We start from the raw sequence: 19417 nt of genomic DNA on the forward strand, positions 1-19417 counted from the left end.
CGCCGATGGTCGATCGAACCATCAGAATCTGTTACCAAAAAAATGATGAAATTTCTAGTTTTGAGAGTTCCTAGACCCGGCAGTGAAGGCTTTTAACTCAATAGCATCGTGACTGCAAAACACGCGCACATCTTTACTATGCTGCACCGATAAGGCGTGCAGCCGGTCTTGATTGAGCAACCGAGCCTTGCGATCGACCTCCATCATCCATTGGTAGGCGCGCAAACCGGGTGTGCAGCGTCGGTTAGCGGCATCCATCTCGTGTCGGTAGAAATAGGCATCCCCTGCGTGCAGAAGCCAGCCATCGGGTGTATCAATGGCAATGCCAGCATGACCGCGCGTGTGCCCCACCAACGGGATTAACAAAATTTCCGGCGGCAGCCCGTCGAGGTCGCGGACAGCTTCAAAACCGAACCAAGGTTCGCCACCCGCCGAATAGTATTTCCAGCGTTTGACTTCATCCCACTGCCCCGGACGATAGCGCCTTTTTGTGATGAAACCGTGCCGATCCTGTGCGGCATCGATTTCAGCCTGCATGACGTGTACGGTTGCTTCCGGGAAATCCTCTAGACCACCGGCATGATCGAAATCGAGGTGGGTGAGCACAATATGGCGCACATCGCTTGGTGAAAATCCGAGCTGTTCAATTTGATGGATTGCCGTGTACTGGCGATCGAACTGGATGTTATTAAAATGGACGAAAAACGGGCTGAGCCGGGAGTAAGGCGACTCGATATCCCGCAATCCGAAACCGGTATCGATCAGAACAAGTCCCCGATTCGTTTCAACGAGCAAACAGTGGCATACGAGGTTAGCCGTCAAACCGCGACTGAAGCCATCGAAAAGCGCCCCTCCAATGGGACACATACAGCCACAATTGAGATGATGAATTTGCATAAATGTGCTGCACTAAATTACTTAGGCGGGAACCATTTATTCCTCAGTTCGCATCCAATGCCAATGCTGCATAATGCCATCGATGAACGCCTGAGAAAACTTCGCTAAATCGTCACTACTGGGAGAAGTAAACACGTTTTTATCGGCTGCAATCTTGCCATTATCTGCGATGTTTACTTTCTTTAAATCTGCACATAAGAATAGTAAGACGAGCGCGAATTATTTGTTAGCAGAACCCGGTTCAGTAAGCTGGCGGTGCATTTCGGCATTGACGGTATCAGGCAAAACTTTGCTCGCGCTGGCTAGAATCTTTGTCTTGAGTGAACCGGCGATAATGTCGTCCTTACCCGCCATCAGCGCCTCGAAGCCCTGCTTGGCAACTTCGGCCGCGTCGTCTTTCTGGTCTGCGCCCGCCTTCGTGTCGTCCATTCCCGCCCGATGGAAGAAATTGGTATTCGTCGGTCCTGGCATCAGCGCGGTAACGGTGACGCCTGTGTCCTTTAACTCGTTACGCAGCCCTTCTGAGAAAGAGTGTATAAATGCTTTAGATGCCGCGTAGACTGCCTCGAACGGGCCGGGCATTAGGGCGGCAATTGAGGAAGTGAATAGAATCCGTCCCTGGCCGCGATCGACCATATCCTTAACTACCCGTTTAGCCAAATGCACAGACGAGACAACGTTGAGGTTAATCAGATTTAGTTCGTCCTTCAAGTCTGTCTCGCGGGCAAAGTCGCCCCCGACGCCGACACCGGCATTAATTGCGATCGCATCCACTGGCCGATTAGTCGCTTTTATCTGGTTGTAGAGCGTCTCAACACCGTTGTAGGTAGCGAGGTCTGCCTCCACTGTCTCGACTTTGGCACCGAGCCTCTCAAAGGCTTGAGCTGCTTCATTGATGCTCGCTCCGGTGGCGGTGACTAGGAGATCGAATCCGTTTTGAGCGAACTGTTTGGCGAGTTCGTAGCCGATACCGTTAGAGGCACCCGTCACGACAGCCAAGGGCCGGGTCAACGAACTGTTTATAACCATCTAAAATCCTCTGTAACTGCTTCACACTCGTTTGTCTAGGCTTGCTTTTCTCTGTACCAGACAATCTTTGTGGACTGTGGGCTTTCAACTTTTACAATGCTAGGGAGGTAGGAGTGCGATCGCATCTTTCCCAGGACATAAGCTTTTAGGCATTTAAATACGGTCTAATCGAAAACAAACTTCATGCAATTAGTGTAAAAATGACAGCCGAGAATCATCTTAGAGAAAGAGCAAATAGAGAAACTACATAAAGCCTTAAAAAATGAATAAAATGGAAATCTTATTGAAATAATTATATTTAGATAGCAATCCTTGCAGGATTCGTAAATTTTTTACCCCACCCCAACCCTCCCCGCGAGTTCGGGGAGGGAGTAAGAAATTCACAAATGATGCGAGGATTGCTATATATGTATAAAAAAATGCGCGTAGATATGGCTAATAACTCTTTTGATAATTATTTGGGAACCGTTATTCTCTGGTGCTAAATCGGAGGCGATGAGAAACGGGAGATGAAAGAGGGGAGATTGACTCGGAAGATTAATCCTGGGCTAAAAACATTTATCTCTGGGGGAAGGGGGAGGATGCTTGCCAAGGGAGAACAGTGCGTGATGTTAGTTATAAGTGAATCTCAGGCACTGTTCTCAATCAGACCCAATCAACCTGGTAACAGCGACGAAAAATCTCAGATATCAGGTCGATCGCGCAGCAAGAAACCAAGCGCATGACGCCCAGAGTGTAAGATGTCAGTTATCACGAATACTTTCGGTTGCCAATTGCCCGATCGCCCCCAAAATTGAAAATTATCACAGCCAATTGCTGATTCTGCTGGCTTCATGTTATAGTGGTTTCCCAAGAATTAAATTCGGTTGCGTAGTTTGTTGGTATTTATTTACAAGCGTCTCTCCGAATCTAAGTCTCTGCACCCTAATGATTCTGGAGATTTTATGTCGATTTACGTGGGTAATCTTTCATATGAGGTAACATCAGACGACCTCAACGAAGTATTTGCCGAGTACGGTACTGTAAGCCGCGTCCAAGTGCCAGTGGACCGGGAAACAGGCAGGATGCGGGGTTTTGCTTTTGTGGAAATGGCAAGCGAGGCAGAAGAAGCAGCAGCCATCGCAGCTCTAGACGGTGCTGAGTGGATGGGCCGCGACTTGAAAGTCAACAAAGCCAAACCTCGCGAAAACAACAACAAACGCTCTTCGGGCGGCGGCGGTGGCTGGGGCGACAACGATCGCTCTTCACGACGCTACTAAGCTTTGACACTGAAAATTTGAGTTTTGGTAGTTGACGGCAGGTGCGAATGCTGCTTTTTTTTCCAGTTGTTCGATCGACCCATCAAATAAAACTCCCAAACCTCTAAATCAGTTTTGCCCCCTCTTTGGAGGGGGCTTTGTTTTTGGCGAAAAATCCCGCCAGGTACGTCTGCGATGCAGTTCCCACTCTAGTTCGTGATTCGATACCCTCTTAACTGCTTTCTTTAAGAGGCTGTCGGGATTTCGCGGTTCGACTCCTGTAAACTATCAAACTAGAATTAAGCAGCAAGAAAAGTTAGAATAACGGCAAAACTGAATATTGCCCAGAACAGCAAAACTATCTTTACCGAAGATTAGTAGAGAAAACCAGCCGAATATCAGCCAATATCTTGATTTTGCCTGAATAAAGATGTCCAAGGTCTACAGCACGGCGGAACTCATTAAAATCCTCGAAGAAGAGCGCCAAGCCTGCTTGCATGGGCGGCGCCTCAACTTGACTCAAACTCCTGCTACAGGCAACCCCGTGATTGACCGCTTTCTCAAATCTGAGGGAGTTCAGAAGTTCACTGCTTATCAAAATTTTAAGGCTGCCGTACACGAATACCAGCGGGAACATCAAGTTTCTGGGATTGTCTGGCGGGAAATGGCGGTTAAAGGCAATACTCTACGCTATCCGGCAGTGGATGACGAATTAATAGCTCTACCGGTTGATTTGATTACGTTGAAGGCAGCTAAGATTGCTATGTTGGAATTCTGGCAGCAGGTAACAGCCGGGATGGATTTGTATTTAAGCATTAACAGCGGGAAGGATTTTCGATCGATCGAGCCGGTTGATGTAGAGGCTATAGCCCAGCGCACAGAATGGGCCAGTCTCTCGAAGTGGGAAAAGTTGGATTTTCTAGAAATTTTGTTGCAGTTGGGCTGGGGGAAGCCGGAGGAAGCTTATTATAAGCGGGGATGGCCGACATCGGGCAGCGAGTACATTCACGCCGTCAAACCCGGACAGCGGCCGATTTGTTAATTAGTCAGTAGTCAGTAGTCATAGTGCTGTCCCCGCTCGCGAACGTTATTAGTCAGCAGTCAGTAGTCAGTAGTTACTGATTATTGGGAGATATTCAAAACAAATAACAAATAACAAATAACAATTGGCAATTGGCAATTACCAACTGCCAACTGTCAACTGTCAACTGTCAACTGTCAACTGACATCTGACATCTGACAAAGCATCAAGCCAAACCACTGATTTGGATCTGTCCAAACTTGCACCGGCATTAAACCACGCTGCGAAAGTTCTGTCTTTACAGTATGGAGATTAAACTTGCGCGATATTTCGCTGCGGATAGTTTCTCCCGCTGCAAATTCAACCGTTAAATTAAGAGAACGCAACTGAACTGTTTGCGCTTTTTTACTTTTTAAGTGCATTTCAATTTGACATTCCTCTTGATTGTAAAAAGCCCAATGCTCGAACTGTCCTAAATCAAAATTTCCCTCATATTTTCGATTTAAATGTCGCAGCATATTCAAGTTAAATGCTGCCGTTACTCCTTGACTGTCATCGTAGGCAGGCTCTAAAATATCCTTAGATTTGTCCAAGTCAATTCCCAGCAAAAAATACTCTCCCGGCTGCAATGCACCGACAATTTGCGAGAAGAACAAATCGCATTCTTGAGCGTTGAGATTGCCGAGGGTACTGCCGAGAAAGCAAATCATTCGGGTTGGCAACGGCGACGGTGCAATTTTAGCTAAGGCTAATTCGTAGGTGCTGACAAGTCCGTGAATCTGGAGCGACGGATAATCTGCCAACAGTTGACAAGCGCTGCTTTCTAGGATACTAGGACTGATGTCGATCGGCAAATAATGCAGGGGATACTCCAGTTGACTGTAAGCATCAAGGAGAATCCGAGTTTTGGTGGAACTGCCGCTGCCGAGTTCCACAATTTCGCAGGGGCCCGTTAAATTTGCGATCGCCCCCGCGCACCGCTGCAAAATAGCCGTCTCAGTGCGCGTCAAATAGTATTCCGGCAACTGGCAAATCAACTCGAACAGGTTTGAGCCGCGATCGTCGTAGAAATACTTGGGAGGCAGGGATTTGGGGGTTTGAGTCAACCCGCTAACTACATCGCTGCCAGCATTGATTTCTGCGGGTGTCAGTGCCGCAGCGCTCACCAGTCGCTCTAAGTGCAGTCGGTTTTCTTTCGTTGAGGCTGAGTTTGTCGTGTCGGACAGTCTTGGGGATTTCATAAAGTAATTTTTAGATGCACATATCGGTATAGCACGCAGTCACGTTGCCAAATATCGCGCTCAAGTCAGATTTTTCATACCGATCTCTGTTCTGTATTTTCTCACCGGATGGCGATCGCATCCACAATTAAAACTTAAAATTTGTCTACAAAAATTATTAAATAATTAACAAAACTTGTTTTACTTGAGCTTGTTACATGGAAAAAAGTTGGGCATTTCACAAACCAGTTTTGTCCCCAATTCGCTCTCCAGCCCTTTATTTGATGTTCGTCAAATAAGCTTTATAAGACAAGTATTAAGGAATTTGTTAATCTGAAAAGCCCGATGACTCAAATCCTTAATATGAACAAATGTGATAGTAGTTATAATGACATAGCGAACTACTTAGCGCAGCGAAAACCAGCAATAATTTGCCGCACGCCCGGATAGTACCAATTCCGAAAGGTCGATCGCAGTGCCTGCGGAAAAGTAGCCCAACTACCCCCTTTCAAAACCCGGTGTTCTCCATCAAAATAAACTTGAGAATATCCCCTGTAAGGGTAACTTTCAAATCCCGGATAGGCGTCAAAGGTTGAAGCAGTCCACTCCCAAACATTCCCCAACATATCCCAGCAGCCGATCGCGCTTGCTCCTTTGGGAAAGGCATCAACTGGCGAGGTATTGGCAATATTATTGCCGTGATTGCACAGGCTGCCGTTTGGCGGTTCTTCTCCCCAAGGATAGATGCGATATGTTTGATTTGTGGCATTCCAACTCGCAGCTTTTTCCCATTCGGCTTCCGATGGCAAACGCTTGCCGATAAAGTTGCAGTAAGCTTCGGCTTCGTACCAACTGACACCGCAAACTGGATGGTTGTTGAAAGCTGGATTTTCTGACCAGTAAAGCGGTTGAGAGACGGCTTCGGCTTGCAGCCATTTCCAGCCGTCCGCTGACCACCAATCAGGGTTTTGATACCCGCCGGATTCCATGAAATCTCGGTATTGACAGCAAGTGACCGGATAGCGATCGATTGAGTATGCTTCTAAATAACACAGGTGGCGCGATCGCTCGTTATCCAAAGCCTCAGCAGCATCGCTTCCCATGTAAAATTCTCCGCCCGGAATTTCAATCGCCGGGGAATCGGTAATTGGTAATTGGTAATCGGCAATTACTCCTCCCTCTTTCTTATTCCTTCTATCAGTTACGTCCCGGAAATCCGTTAAATCCGTTACCAAATCCGTTGCCGAACTTCCTTCTTCCTTCTTCCTGTGCATTTGCAACACGAAAGCAACAGTTTCGCAGTGCTGGCTTTCGTGTTGAATAATAAACCGCCAGAGACGTTCTTGCTTGTCGATCGGCGCTACTTCCAAATAATCTAACACCTTTTTTCTCACCGCGTCCAGATATAATTCAACTTCAGGTAACGTCGGCAGAAAAACCCGTTGTTTTTTCGGCAAAATATCAGCAGCAAACAGTTGGTGATAGTGAGGAAAGACTGGTTCCAAGCCAGCACATCGTTGCAACAGCCACAAATCCTCCGTATAAGCAATGTGACCTAAGTGCCAGCCAACTGGACTGAAATCAGGATGAGCTTGGCGGCAAAAAGTATCATAATCGATGTCTGCAAATAGCTTGAAAGTGCCGTTGCGACACTGCTGCAAATCGCGATAAATTGCCTCTCTACAAGATTGGATAGATTTCGATATCACGCTCTACTCCGGTACTGATAATGCTCTGGACTGGACACTCGTGCCAATTGCCAGCAAATAAAGGTTCAGAAGCAATGATGACAGAATTAGGGAAATTCAAATCGTCTCGCAGCCAATAGAGGGAAGGAGGGGTTTTTTGGGAAGCAAAGCGAGAGGCAACGAGCTGGTGTCCGTCACTGATAATGATATTAGCTGAAAATTCTACTTGGTGAAAGTTTGCTAGCTCTGCCACAGTTTTCAGCGTGTTTTGCAAAGCAGCTTCTAGAGTCAGATTTGCTGCTGTCAATTCATTGACAAACAAGCCGAAGATATGCTCGGAATCTGTAGTGCCGTTAATTGATTGATAAATGGTATCGCTAAGTCGATCGCGAATTGGTCTGTAAAGAGTTTGACGAAAATTCTTCACGAAGCCGTTGTGTACGAACAGCAGGCGATCGTTCTGAAACGGCTGACAGTTGCTCAAATCTACAGCTTGTCCTGAAGTTGCACTGCGAACATATCCGATCGCGCATCCGGATTCAACGTATCGACTGATACTCGGAAGGTTAATGTCGCTCCAAATTGGCTGTACATTTTTATAAGTAAACGGGTCAGTATCTAGGTGCGGGTGATACCAACCAAGACCAAAACCGTCAGCATTGAGTAGGCCAGAAGTCATTTCGCGGGGATCGTAACTCTGCACAATTAGGGAATGTTCCGGCTTGTACAGAATAGCATCGAGTAAAATCGGCTCCCCGAGGTAGCCAAGCAAACGGCACATAAAATTTTTACAGCAATTTAATTAGCATTGTAAGTCATTAGCCGAAAAATTGCCCGAGCGCGCATCTTCAGCGCTGGAAACAGGGTTTTTTGTATGCCGCTACCAGCATCGCAGTACAAACGATACAGTTAAGGTAGAACCCCTGCAGCACAAGGAGACTCTTGAATGTTCCTCGACGAACTCATCCCAATGGCGAAAGAATTGATCGAACAGCCGATCGCCTTCGCGGGCGGATTTTTATCTGGCCTGCTTCGACTCAACCTTCACGAAGATCCCGTTAAAAGCTGGATCGACGAGCAAGCTGGTTCAACTTCCTACACTACTCCCCCAGCCGAACCCACCAACGGTAAAAGCACGGGGCCTCAGTCAATCTCGATCGACTAAGGAAAAGCAGTAACATCCTCCCAACGCCAAACTGATTACAGTTATGGCGTGGGCTTCCAAACATCACAGTTTGGCTTTTCGCGTTTTTCTCTTACCGGATTTGCACACTTGGCTAGACTGAATTTCTCTGTGTCCGCTAAAAAATCTGGACAGACACTTAGACACTTTCGATTCCCGTATAGCCTTTCTCAGATAGATGAAGTACAATAACAGCAGTATGTAAATCAGTTCCAAATATTTTGCTGAGAAAGTTGACGGAATGCAAACTCTATCGCCTTTTCTAATTATTGATAATGTGTTGTTTTGATAAAACTGAAAATATATTTAAGTTTTAACCATAACTTCTCAGGTTTGTGATAAATCGGGCGAAGGGGGCGAAAAGTATATTATTACTTTAGCCCTTTTTCTTGACTAATTTATTTACTTATTTTGCCTATTTGTACGATCCTTATCCATCACTACCAAAGCATTTTTTATAATTTATGTAGGTGACCGGATTGTAAAATGCTCTAAATGTAATTGTATTATGTTCCTTCTTAAGTTAACTTAACTTATAGAAAAAAGTTGACTATTAGGTAGTATAATGTTTGTGAAAATATTTTACACATTTTTTCCTTTTAGGTATCGCCATTAAACCTTTTATTGATAGACTTAAAGGAAAGTTATTCAAAATTTTAATTGTTTTTATTTTCAACAAGCTGCGCTAAAATTATTAGTTGTACTGCCTTGATTTTACATAATTGCATAAATTAGCTCGCCGAAAAATATTTTTGGTTTTATAACCCTGTTTAAGTAATCTTTTTTTTGACAAAACTGAGAACTCTCCCAAACAGTTAGCTATGAATTTTTGTGAGATTGCTTACCTAAAGATAAACGTCGATAATTTTTTGTCCAAAATCAATATAATCAGCTTTCATTGCTAGTAATCTATGATATTTGCGATGGGCGAATAAACCTGCTGTGAGTGGAGGGGACTTCCCCTCCACTTATGGTGATGCTGTGACTATTGAGCGCATTAGAGTTCATTTATCTTATATTTTACTGTTATGAATACGTTAGCACTATGATACCTCATCTGTGTCACAAAGCCTATATCTGTGTACTCCTAACTTAATTATAATCCTACCACTTTTTAGAGTTAGCGTCTGCAGGCTTGGTTTGTGTAAAGCCAGGTTTTAACCTGTAGACTAAAGGGGTTTATAAAAATGAATTCAGCATCACGACCCCCAAAAAGCTACCGTAACTGCGTCGTCAACCAAAATCGATAGCGATTTTCAGGCTCAGGAGTTACTTATCAATTAATTACTAATTTTATAAGGTAAAATATCAAAATAAAAATCCTAATCGGTACTGGCTCTACCTGAGACAAGCTATAATATACAAGCTCTGTTCATGAGTTCAGCGAGGATAACTGTAGTAGAAGGAAGCAGAAATAGTATGTTGAGACAAATGAATTTACAAACCAGACTTGTGAGTGCATTTCTAATGATGGGACTGTTAGTATTTTTCGTTGCCTGGGTAGGATGGAGTTCAACATCTAATCTCAGTCACCACATAGAGACTCTCGGTAACAATAACTTACCGAGTATTGAAGCTTTATTGAAAATAAACGAGGGACAAACCCAAATTGAGTCATCAGAGAGAGCGCTAATTAATCCGGCACTCAGTCAAGAAGAAAGGCAAGATGCCTTAAACAGAATGGACAAGGCTTGGCAGCAAATTAAAGATGGGTTTAAAGCATACGAAGCCACTCCACGTACCTCAGAGGAAGACGCACTCTATCAACAAATGCTTAAGTATTGGGAGGAGTGGGAGCAGGAAGATCGAGAATTCCTGCGAATTAATCAAGAATTTGAAAAAGTGGGAATTTTGAATCCTTTGGCTTTGCAGCTAAACCTAATTAATCAGGGTAAAAGTAAGTCGCCAGAAATGGCAACAGCCAAGACAGCTAGTAACCTTTTGAATAAACTTAGGCAGCAAGCTAAATTAATTCGCTTTAAATTTATTAATTCAGAAAAGACCACTTTAGCAGTGGTTGAAGCCAACAGAAAGCAAGCCGATGATGCTTATATAGCCGCATACAATGATAGCAATAATACTAAAGTAGCTGTATTGTTAGGTATGACATTTGGACCGCTAATAGCTATTATTCTAGGCATAGCTTTAAGCATAGCGATCGCCAAACCTTTAGATAAAGCGCTGAAAGGTATTATTAATATGATTGTCAGTTCTTCTACCGAGATCGCTGCGACAATAGAGCAACAGGAACGTATTGCTGTACAACAAGCTGCTTCTGTTAATCAAACAACTACCACCATGGATGAATTGGGCGCATCATCGAGGCAATCAGCTATGCAAGCCGAGTCAGCTCTTGAGAATGCCAGTAATGTCTTAAACTTGGCAGCAGAAGGCAGTAAAGTAGTGCATAAAACCCAGCAGGGAATGTTGAGTTTGACTGAAAAAGTCGGAGCTATCGCCGATCAAGTTTTACATTTGAGCCAGCAAACCAATCAGATTGCTAATATTACCAATTTAGTCAGCGATTTGGCCAATCAAACTAATATGCTGGCAATTAACGCTACAGTGGAAGCAGTACGCAGCGGAGAACAAGGAAAGGGGTTTGGGGTGGTGGCGACGGAAATTCGCAGACTGGCAGATCAAAGCAAAAAATCGTCGGATCAGATTAATGATTTGATCAACGGTATTAAGAATTCTATTAATAAAACAGTGATGGTAACAGATGAGGGAAAGAAAACTTTAGATAATAGCCTAAAATTGACTGAAGGTACGGCGGATAATTTTAACAATGTTGCTAATGCTATTAACAGTGTAGTTGTGAGCAGTCAGCAAATTTATCTGAATACCAAACAGCAGGCGATCGCTATTGAGCAAGTGGTAGATGCGATGAATGTTCTGAATAAAGGAGCAACGGAAACAGCCAGCGGTATTACCCAAAGTCGAATTGGCACTCAAACACTTAACAAAGCTGCTTTAAATCTTACATCTTTAGTTTAATTGAGAAAAGTAATATGCTAAACTAGCGATTAAGGAGATGGGGACAAAATTTTCCCTATTCCCCATTTCCAATTTCCAATTCCCAATTTTGCCAAAGTATTGAAGGTGAGATATCCCCCTATATGAAAGGGCTGGGGAAGTTTGAAGTATCTTTTCTAAAAGGGCTATATAGATGTGTATAGCAATTATCAAGTACAAATTTAGATTAAAGAATTGAAGAAATAGGGAATTGGTAATTAACTGGGAAGTACCTCACGAAAGTTGAGAACTGCTATATCAACGATCGTTGCCCAGAGCAACTTAATATATTATACCTTGTTAGTCGCTGTGTTTCCCAAGATGCTTTGTGATTCGTCGTCCACCCATCAGTGATCTGATTAAAATCAAGTATTGTTCAGGGGCGCGATTCCTCGCCGCCCCAAAACTCATATCCTGACTCGCCCTGCGGACGAGTGACGATATGAGTTTTGATTAAGCTAACTATTGCAGCCAGTACAAAGGGTTGCTCAGTGTGGCAAACCCTTTGAGTCAGAGTCGATTGCCCAGTTGTATGCTAGATAGCACTTGACAGTTAAATTAAAAGGTTATTATGTATAGCACAACAAGTTCAGTTCGATCGACATGACTATCTACATTGGAAATCTGTCTTACCGCGCCACCGAAGAAGACCTGAAAGCAGTATTTGCAGAATACGGCACAGTCAAGCGAGTTGTCTTGCCTACCGACAGGGAAACCGGTCGGATGCGCGGTTTTGCATTTGTTGAGATGATGGAGGATGCCCAAGAAGACGCTGCAATTGCCGAATTAGACGGTGCAGAGTGGATGGGGCGCCCCTTGCGAGTGAACAAAGCTAAACCGAAAGAAGAGGGAAATCGAGGCGCAAGTATCAAGAGAAACGACGGATATTAGTCTGCGATGCGGCGGTTGACATCCTCTCGAAACCCACCTGATGCACCAGTGCGCCACTAGGGCCCAATTGCAAGCAGCAGTTGATTTTGGGGATGAAATGTCAAATCCGCTGCACAAAAACATCGATTTTTTGTGGGCTGCACTTGATTCATAACTGTTTGAGAAAGACTGAATTTATGCACGCTAATCTAGAAACCCGATTTCTTCCGCGATACCTCGCTGCTAAAAGCAAAATTTATCAGGAGAAACCGGGTTGATGAGCGTTAGTCTTAGAAAGAGTAAACTCGCCCTTTTTCATCAATATAAACTGACCGGTCTTGCCTAGTGCGGGGGTCTGATCTGGTGATGCGAATCGTCACAATGTTTGTCTGCGAGTCAACGTTATAGTCGTATTTCAAAGTTGCGGTTCCTCCTGTGGCATTAATCGGAATATTGGCAATGTCGCCGGTGCGATTGCTGATGCGAACAACGATGTTTTTGCTGGCTCCGACGGGCAAGGATGACAAGCTGGCACCTGATGGACCGTATTCTAAGTTTAATCCCGTTTCATTTAACAGTCTGAGGGTAATGTTGCGAGTATTGTCAACTTGCGCTTGAGGTTGCCAGAATCCGGGTTTGGTGCCACCGTCAGTTGCAGGTTGAGATAATGCTGGATGGGGATGCAGAAAGCCCAGGGCGGCAAGTATTGCTGCGGTTGCAATAATTTTTGATTTCACTGTTGGTACCTTCGGGTCAAGAGTTGGTGATATTTCTATCCTAGCTTTAAAATCAAACCTTTTGATAGCGCAAGAAGGAAGAAGGAAGTTCGGCAAGGGATTCGCTCGACGGATGTAACGGATATAACGGATGGAAGTCGGAAGAAGGAAGAAGGAAGAAGGAAGAAGGAAGAAGGAAGAAGGAAGAAGGAAGAAGCAATAAAAGCAAGGGTTTGATCGATTAAAAATGTCCTCACCGTCTGGGCGGTTGTTATATAATTAGAAACTGGGTTTCTGTAGTTGTGAATAGTCTGGGAGACACGGGTTGTCTAGAAACCGGATTTCTGAGGGGGTGGCTGCTTGCCAAAGGTATGATTGAGATGAGAAACCGGATTTCTCAGGCAAAGTGCGTCCGGAAGTGGTTAATTGTTAATTATCGATCGAGCGAGTTCTAGGAGTAGGCGCTGTTCGGCGCGGACGATCGCCCTGGAAGTTTGTTCTGCTGCATCGACATTGACCGAAATAGACGAAATGCCCCACCGCACGAAGGATTCCACTGTATCGGGATACAATGCGGGAGCGTCGCCGCAGATTGAGCAAGGAATGCCGGCGGCCCGGGTCTGTTTGATTAATTGTTCGATCGCCCTCATCACTGCTCGATCGCGCCCGTTGAATGCACCTGCTACCTGGTCGGAGTTGCGGTGAATTCCTAATAGCAATTGGGTTAAATCGTTGGTGCCGATAGAAATTCCTTGAACTCCGGCTTTTACGTAATCTGGCAATAAAAATAACACCGAAGGAACTTCCGCCATAATCCACAGTTGAAATTCGGCTGAGCGGTTTTTCCAAACTGTTTCTAAGCGCTGGCGACAGTAGATAAACTCGTCAACCGATCGCACGAAAGGCAAAATTAAATTAACATTCGTATGGCCTGACTCGCAGACTTTTTGAAGGACGCAGAGTTCCCAATCAAATAATTCCGGTTCAAAGGTATAACTGAAACTGCCGTGGTCGCCCGACTCGCGTAAATCGAGAGATCGATAAAATATTGGCCGCGGCGAAACGGCAGCCGCAAATAAGCTGAGGCAATCCGCCATGCGATCGACAAATTCCGATTGGCGGCCGTCTTGTAGCCAAGTTTTGGGGTTTTGACAGTCCAAAGCTTCTAATGCCATTAATTCCGATCGCAGCAATCCGATGCCGTCTATTGGCAGATTTTTGAGGCGGTCGATCGAACTTGTTTGGCTGACATTAACTAGCAGTTGAGTCGCCGTTGGTGGGCCCCAAACATATTGAGTAGACTCAGATTGTTGAGATTTAGGCGCCCAATTGGACGATCGATCGGAGGTAGAAGATTGGTGCTTGGCTATTGACATTTTCGCTGCTGTACTGTATATATCTGTCTTTTTTGCTGTGTCCCGAAGTCGGCCGCTGTCTGCTGTCTGGATCGCATCCTGTTGCGCGAGGGCAAAAACTTCTCCGCTATCGCCGTCTACCAACACCGAATCGCCCGAGGCGATCGCCCGAGTGGCCCCGGTCACTCCCACAACGGCGGGAATCCCCAATTCTCTCGCTAAAATGGCGCCGTGACCTGTCATACCTCCTTGTTCCGCAACCACCCCAGCAGCAACCTTCAGCCAAGGCAGCCAATTCGGCTCGATTGTCCGGGCTACTAAAATGCCTCCGGCTAAGAATTCCGCGTTTTCTGGGTGGGAATTAGTCATAACTTGGGCAATTGCTTCGGCTTTTCCTGATGCTGCTGCCACACCTCTGAGTATGGCAGGAGTTCGGGCTGGGGCGATCGAGTTTGGCTGCGGGAGGGCGATCGAATTTTCCTTTAGTGGCGCGACTTTTTTCCCTTTCACAAGACGAACTTGAGTGAAATAAAACTGCGGTTCGCCGCTGTTTGCTGTCTGGTTTAGCGTCCACTCTAAAATTAAATCTGAGTCAAATTCTGCGATCGCTTTTTTACTCAGTTCAATGATTTCTTGCAGTTGCGATTCCTCTAAAACGTATTCTGTTTGTGCTTCCTCTCCCAGCGCTAAAACTTGCACGCAACAATCAGCAAAATCAGGAATTATAAATTGAGAATCGGGAATTGGAAAAGCACCAAACTTGCCCAGCAGCAGTTTTTTTTTCGGTTCACCATCGCCGACTTTGAGATTGTAGGCTAATGTTTTGTAACCGATCCGCTGGAATTTAACCGCGCTTGTTTCCGGCTGCACTTGATAGTAATCGGGGATGGTTTCTCCCCTAGCGAGGGACAATCCCAAACCGCTGGTGGCTTGGATTTCCCACTGTGCGCCCGCCTTTGTTTTCACCTCGCCCGCGGCGACCGCTTCTTGAAGTGGCTGCACCAAAACTGCGGGATTGATTTGCTGTACCCGCAGGCCGCACCGCTGCCAGTAAAATAGACTTCGGGCTCTGAACATTTCTGCCCAAGCTCGTTTGAGTCCGGCCCCAATGGCTTCGGGTTCTGCCCGTACTGCCTGAGATTCCAGAATGCCGACTGTTTTCGGGTTCCAGGAAGTCAGGGAAGGGCGAAAAATTAAGGCTGTGGAGTTTAAGTTTGACTGTGAGTTGAGTTGACTAACAGCAGACTCTAGGGTGGAGAGCAGTGAATCTGGCAGTTTGCCGGCGAGGATTTGGTGGCGGATGCTGCGGGCGATCGATTGCAGTTGTCTGGGTTCATCGACATTCAAGTGCAGGGAAGAGTGTGGCCAGTCAGCAAACAGCGGTTCTAGGCACTCGATCGACTCTAAAAACTGCCAGAATGTGGTAGCCGGCACGACAAAACCCGGTACAACAGGATGATTTTTCTGGAGCAAACAGCTCAAGTAAAATGCTTTTTCTCCCACTGTATCTCGGTCTGAAGGTTTAATTTTGTCTAACCAGTAGAGGTTTTTCACGCTGCGAGCCTGTTCGTGGAAACTGATTGAAGTTGAAAGTTTTTCCCATTAATCACTTACGACAATTTTAGGATGAACAAGCGACAATGGACGGGATTAGTCAAATCTTTTCTCAATCTATTTCTTAAGTCTAACTGTCCTCTTTGTCAGCGACCAGCCGCCGGAGAGTTTTGTTTGTACTGTCACAAGCAACTTCAGCGATGTCAGTTAAGCGATTCCGGTCGATTTTGGAATTCACAGCAGCGTGTTTTTGTGTGGGGTGAGTATCGCGGGGCTCTCAAACGGGCGATCGCAGCTTTGAAATATGACGGCAATCCGCAATTAGCGAAACCTCTAGGCGGCTGGCTGGCAGAAGCTTGGCTGAGTTTTCCGGAATTAGCTATAGACAATTTAACAGTTGTACCGATTCCCCTGCATCAAGAAAAGCTCAAGGAGCGCGGTTTTAACCAAGCGGAACTGTTGGCTGAAAGTTTTTGCGAGGTGACTGGTTTGCCTTTGCAGCGGCACGGTTTGGAGCGGGTGAAAAATACTCAGGCTTTATTCGCTCTGACGCCACAGCAGCGACAAGCGGAAATGAAAAATGCTTTAAGTTTGGGAAAAGATTTTCGTCGTCGGCTCCCGCGCGATCGAGTGCTGTTAGTTGATGATATTTACACTAGCGGTACTACGGTTAAGTCGGCAATTAAAATATTGGAACAGTCAGGAATTTCTGTTTATGGAACTGTGGCACTTGCAACTCCGAATAAGAGCGATCGATAAGTTGTGGCTGACTTTAATTTTTAACAGGTTTGTAGTGAGGAAATGATATCGATCGGGATTTGCTAATAAGATTTTTTTGGGAAAACGAACCCCGAAGATGCTAAGGACACGAAAAAAGAGAAGGGAGAGAGTTTAGGCCGAAAGCGGGAATTGGTTGCGGATGTTCCAACGGCTGCCGTCGTGAAGGAGTAAAGTTAATGCCGAAGCGGTAAACTCAAAGTGGAGCGATCGCCCGGAGAATTCCAACCAAGCCGTTTGAAAATTCTCCTTAGTTAAATCGCGAAAGGCTACTGTCATGTGTGGTACAAATGGGCGAGTCTGAGAAACTCGATCGACAATTCCCAAATTTGTCTCCAAATAACTCATCAAATCTTTGTGAATTTCCAGCAATTCGGGCGATTTGACAACATCAGCGTAAATGACGCGGGGCGCGAAAGCAGCAAAACCGGATAGATTAAGGGGAATTGGCAGTCGGTTTGCAGAAAACTGGTTCAAACTTTCTTCTAATTTGGGAACATCGTCTGCTAACCATTCAAAAGGAGGTTGCAGCGTGATGTGCGGCGGCGACTTCAAAGCACCGCGGCTGTTGTAGTGTTCCGCAAAATATAGTTTAATCTCAGTAATCTGGTGTTCAATATCGGGAGGCGGCACTAGGCCAATAAAAAATCGCTGTTTTGACTGGTTCATCGGATAACATCGCAGTTAAGAAAGGATGGTGCAAAATGGAATATAGAGCATTTGCCCTAGATCCCATTGCCGATCGCCCATTCCCAATCTAAAATATAAAATCTAAAATCCCAAATAAAAATGCCTTGGTTTGTCAAAATTGAGCAAGGAATTGTCGAAAAGCCTGTCTTTGACCAATACGTGCCAGCTCACAGAGCTTATGTCCGAGAGTTGATTTCTAAAGGACACCGAGCGAAAACTGGCTACTGGGGGCGGCGGGGCGGCGGTATGTTGCTGTTTGAGGCGGGTTCGATGGATGAGGCGAAGGCGATCGTCGCTGAAGACCCGCTGGTGAAGAACGGTTGCGTTATTTATGAAATTTATCACTGGTGTGTGGTTGAAGAATAAATAACTGTGTTATACTCATATATGAACTGGACCCACGCGATTCCAACGCCCAAATCTTGTCAGGACCGGAAGGTAGCAGCAACACGGGATGCTTGTAATAGGCGTGGTCTCCGGTTCACCCAGTTTTATGAGGTGTAGCTCCTATGCCTGGTTTCGGAGATATTTTACAAAAAGCAGTGTACCTTGGTGTCGGGCTAGCTTCCTACGCTGGTGAAAAAGCTGGCAGCAAGTTAACTGAATTACGCACTGAAGCCCAAAAGCTGGCAGACGAATTGGTGAAGCGGGGCGAGATGTCCACGGAAGAAGCTCGCCGCTTTGTTGATGACATGGTGCAACAGGCTCAGCAGCAGCCCCCCGTAGCATCGGCTGGGAACGAAAAACCCGCTGAACCTCGACGGATTGAAATTATTTCTGAGGAAGAAGATGTCTCGGCAAAAGATGCTAAAGAGACAGGCGGCGTAGACAAGCTCCGCGAACAGGTGCAGAATTTACAAGAGGAATTGCGGCGGCTGAAGCGGGATTAAACTAAAAAAAGCTCGCTGCGTAAAGCATGAAGGGAACTCAGGATAATAATCTTGAGTTCCCTTTTTGAATATCTCCCCTGTCGGATGTGGACGGATCTCAGGCAATAGGTAATAGAATTGAAAGTAGGTGCAAGCACTTCACATGAGGCTGGCTGCACCTGTCTGTAAAATATTTTGTAATAGCCAACTGTCAAATTCATGGAAGATTGGTCTAAAGATTTTTTTGGAGCAATGGAAAATGCTGTTTCTGAAGTAGAGCATTTTTTCAGCGACATCAGCGAAGAGTTTGTCGAAATGCTGGACGTTTTGGCAAAAATGTCGGAAGAGTTTACTGAACAAGTACAAAATAATCTGATTAACGACATTGACGGTTATTTCAATGAATTTGACGGTTTATTTAATGAATTTATCGAACCGATAATTGAAATTTGCCGCGACTTCGACCCGCAATTTGATGAGATAGATTTGTCGATGGTGACTTATGTAGACCCTTCGCCGACGCAGCAGCCGGCTTGTCGCGGTTGCCGCAACTATCACGGTCAAGTTTACGGGGGAAATTTGTTGGTTTGTGCGATGCACCCTACTGGTGTGGAATCGGAGAGTTGTGCTGATTGGGAAACTGACAGCGATGCAGATTTTTGATAGCCCAGTTGAGTTGTTGAGGGGTTAATGGCTTATGGTAACGTCAATTCAGTCTCCGTTAAAGATTTCTTTGGAAGAGTTTCTGCTATTGCCAGAGACTAAGCCTGCTAGCGAGTATGTTGACGGTCAAATTTATCAAAAAGCTATGCCCCAAGGAAAACACAGCACGTTACAATTCGAGTTTCCATCTGTTATTAATCGAGTTGGCAAACCGCAGAAGTTAGCTTATGCGTTTCCAGAATTGCGCTGCTCTTTTGATGGAATTTCTATTGTTCCAGACATAGCAGTGTTCGAGTGGCCGCGCATTCCTCTGAATTCTCAGGGAAAGATTGAAAATAGGTTTGAAATTGCGCCGGATTGGACAATTGAGATTTTATCGCCGGAGCAAAGTTCAACTCGCGTAATTAATAAGATTCTGTTTTGCCTCAAGAATCACACTAAATTGGGTTGGATGATTGACCCGGAAGAAGAATTGGTAATTGTTTTTAAACCGCAGCAGGAACCTGAGATTAAAGAGAATGAAGATATTTTACCTGTACTGGATGTGCTGTCGGATTTGCAACTGTCGGCGGCAAATTTGTTTGAGCTGTTAAGTTTTAATTAGAAATGAGTTACAGTTGAGTCAGGGTAAG

Annotated in this window: 19 protein-coding genes and 1 other RNA gene; 11 read left to right on the top strand and 9 right to left on the bottom strand. The window is 45.3% G+C overall.

What is annotated here, in order from left to right; translation table 11 throughout:
- Window positions 1–54 precede the first annotated feature (54 nt).
- The 3 genes from QUA45_RS02750 to QUA45_RS02760 all read right to left on the bottom strand — a co-directional run bounded on the left by QUA45_RS02750 (window position 55) and on the right by QUA45_RS02760 (window position 2761).
- A complete protein-coding gene (locus tag QUA45_RS02750) occupies window positions 55–795 on the bottom strand; it encodes an MBL fold metallo-hydrolase (RefSeq protein ID WP_333219269.1) in 741 nt (246 codons plus the stop codon).
- 321 nt (window positions 796–1116) lie between these two features.
- A complete protein-coding gene (locus QUA45_RS02755; protein WP_333219271.1) occupies window positions 1117–1926 on the bottom strand; it encodes an SDR family NAD(P)-dependent oxidoreductase in 810 nt (269 codons plus the stop codon).
- A gap of 682 nt (window positions 1927–2608) precedes the next feature.
- Complete coding sequence (locus QUA45_RS02760) at window positions 2609–2761, bottom strand: hypothetical protein (RefSeq protein WP_333096004.1); 153 nt, start codon at window positions 2759–2761, stop codon at window positions 2609–2611.
- 109 nt (window positions 2762–2870) lie between these two features.
- On the opposite strand from QUA45_RS02760, the gene QUA45_RS02765 reads away from it, so the two are divergent.
- Together QUA45_RS02765 and QUA45_RS02770 are read left to right on the top strand one after the other, a co-directional pair.
- On the top strand, window positions 2871–3185 hold the full coding sequence (locus QUA45_RS02765) for an RNA-binding protein (RefSeq protein WP_333077113.1): 315 nt from the start codon (window positions 2871–2873) through the stop codon (window positions 3183–3185).
- Window positions 3186–3594: 409 nt separating this feature from the next.
- Entirely contained in the window at window positions 3595–4206 is a 612-nt protein-coding gene (locus QUA45_RS02770) for a hypothetical protein (protein WP_333219273.1), read from the top strand.
- A gap of 176 nt (window positions 4207–4382) precedes the next feature.
- On the opposite strand, the gene egtD is transcribed toward QUA45_RS02770, so the two are convergent.
- The 3 genes from egtD to egtC all read right to left on the bottom strand — a co-directional run bounded on the left by egtD (window position 4383) and on the right by egtC (window position 7874).
- On the bottom strand, window positions 4383–5426 hold the full coding sequence (gene egtD, locus QUA45_RS02775) for an L-histidine N(alpha)-methyltransferase (protein ID WP_333096005.1): 1044 nt from the start codon (window positions 5424–5426) through the stop codon (window positions 4383–4385).
- A gap of 380 nt (window positions 5427–5806) precedes the next feature.
- On the bottom strand, window positions 5807–7114 hold the full coding sequence (locus tag QUA45_RS02780) for an ergothioneine biosynthesis protein EgtB (RefSeq protein WP_333219275.1): 1308 nt from the start codon (window positions 7112–7114) through the stop codon (window positions 5807–5809).
- On the bottom strand, window positions 7086–7874 hold the full coding sequence (egtC, locus tag QUA45_RS02785; RefSeq protein ID WP_333219276.1) for an ergothioneine biosynthesis protein EgtC: 789 nt from the start codon (window positions 7872–7874) through the stop codon (window positions 7086–7088). Before egtC ends, QUA45_RS02780 begins: the two co-directional genes overlap by 29 nt.
- Before the next feature lie 165 nt (window positions 7875–8039).
- Between egtC and QUA45_RS02790 the strand changes: the two genes are divergently transcribed.
- The 3 genes from QUA45_RS02790 (at window position 8040) to QUA45_RS02800 (ending at window position 12182) form a co-directional block, all read left to right on the top strand.
- Complete coding sequence (locus tag QUA45_RS02790; RefSeq protein WP_190736419.1) at window positions 8040–8258, top strand: hypothetical protein; 219 nt, start codon at window positions 8040–8042, stop codon at window positions 8256–8258.
- Between the two features lie 1449 nt (window positions 8259–9707).
- Window positions 9708–11273 (top strand): methyl-accepting chemotaxis protein, encoded by a 1566-nt coding sequence (locus QUA45_RS02795; RefSeq protein WP_333219318.1) that lies wholly within the window; start codon window positions 9708–9710, stop codon window positions 11271–11273.
- 621 nt (window positions 11274–11894) lie between these two features.
- Window positions 11895–12182 (top strand): RNA-binding protein, encoded by a 288-nt coding sequence (locus QUA45_RS02800; protein WP_333096010.1) that lies wholly within the window; start codon window positions 11895–11897, stop codon window positions 12180–12182.
- Window positions 12183–12451: 269 nt separating this feature from the next.
- Here QUA45_RS02800 and QUA45_RS02805 read toward each other — a convergent pair whose 3' ends face one another.
- Both QUA45_RS02805 and QUA45_RS02810 read right to left on the bottom strand, forming a co-directional pair.
- Window positions 12452–12898 carry a hypothetical protein gene (locus QUA45_RS02805; protein WP_333096011.1) on the bottom strand — a complete coding sequence of 149 codons (447 nt, stop codon included), beginning with the start codon at window positions 12896–12898 and terminating at the stop codon, window positions 12452–12454.
- A 401-nt stretch (window positions 12899–13299) separates the two neighbouring features.
- Complete coding sequence (locus QUA45_RS02810) at window positions 13300–15786, bottom strand: putative PEP-binding protein (protein ID WP_333219278.1); 2487 nt, start codon at window positions 15784–15786, stop codon at window positions 13300–13302.
- Between the two features lie 72 nt (window positions 15787–15858).
- Between QUA45_RS02810 and QUA45_RS02815 the strand changes: the two genes are divergently transcribed.
- Window positions 15859–16545 (top strand): ComF family protein, encoded by a 687-nt coding sequence (locus tag QUA45_RS02815; protein ID WP_333219280.1) that lies wholly within the window; start codon window positions 15859–15861, stop codon window positions 16543–16545.
- Window positions 16546–16677: 132 nt separating this feature from the next.
- Here QUA45_RS02815 and QUA45_RS02820 read toward each other — a convergent pair whose 3' ends face one another.
- Complete coding sequence (locus QUA45_RS02820; protein WP_333096014.1) at window positions 16678–17232, bottom strand: 2'-5' RNA ligase family protein; 555 nt, start codon at window positions 17230–17232, stop codon at window positions 16678–16680.
- A gap of 120 nt (window positions 17233–17352) precedes the next feature.
- Here QUA45_RS02820 and QUA45_RS02825 point away from each other — a divergent pair, with 120 nt between their 5' ends.
- The 5 genes from QUA45_RS02825 (at window position 17353) to QUA45_RS02845 (ending at window position 19389) form a co-directional block, all read left to right on the top strand.
- Window positions 17353–17619, top strand: a complete 267-nt coding sequence (locus QUA45_RS02825) for a YciI family protein (RefSeq protein WP_006632991.1) — start codon at window positions 17353–17355, stop codon at window positions 17617–17619.
- A 23-nt stretch (window positions 17620–17642) separates the two neighbouring features.
- Window positions 17643–17739: signal recognition particle sRNA small type (gene ffs, locus QUA45_RS02830), an RNA gene on the top strand.
- Window positions 17740–17762: 23 nt separating this feature from the next.
- On the top strand, window positions 17763–18143 hold the full coding sequence (locus tag QUA45_RS02835; RefSeq protein WP_333040711.1) for a phasin-related domain-containing protein: 381 nt from the start codon (window positions 17763–17765) through the stop codon (window positions 18141–18143).
- 198 nt (window positions 18144–18341) lie between these two features.
- Complete coding sequence (locus tag QUA45_RS02840) at window positions 18342–18785, top strand: hypothetical protein (protein ID WP_333096015.1); 444 nt, start codon at window positions 18342–18344, stop codon at window positions 18783–18785.
- 34 nt (window positions 18786–18819) lie between these two features.
- Window positions 18820–19389 (top strand): Uma2 family endonuclease, encoded by a 570-nt coding sequence (locus QUA45_RS02845; protein WP_333096016.1) that lies wholly within the window; start codon window positions 18820–18822, stop codon window positions 19387–19389.
- The last annotated feature ends 28 nt before the right edge of the window (window positions 19390–19417 follow it).

The sequence above is a fragment of the Microcoleus sp. Pol12A5 genome (genome assembly GCF_036701435.1).
GTDB lineage: Bacteria > Cyanobacteriota > Cyanobacteriia > Cyanobacteriales > Microcoleaceae > Microcoleus.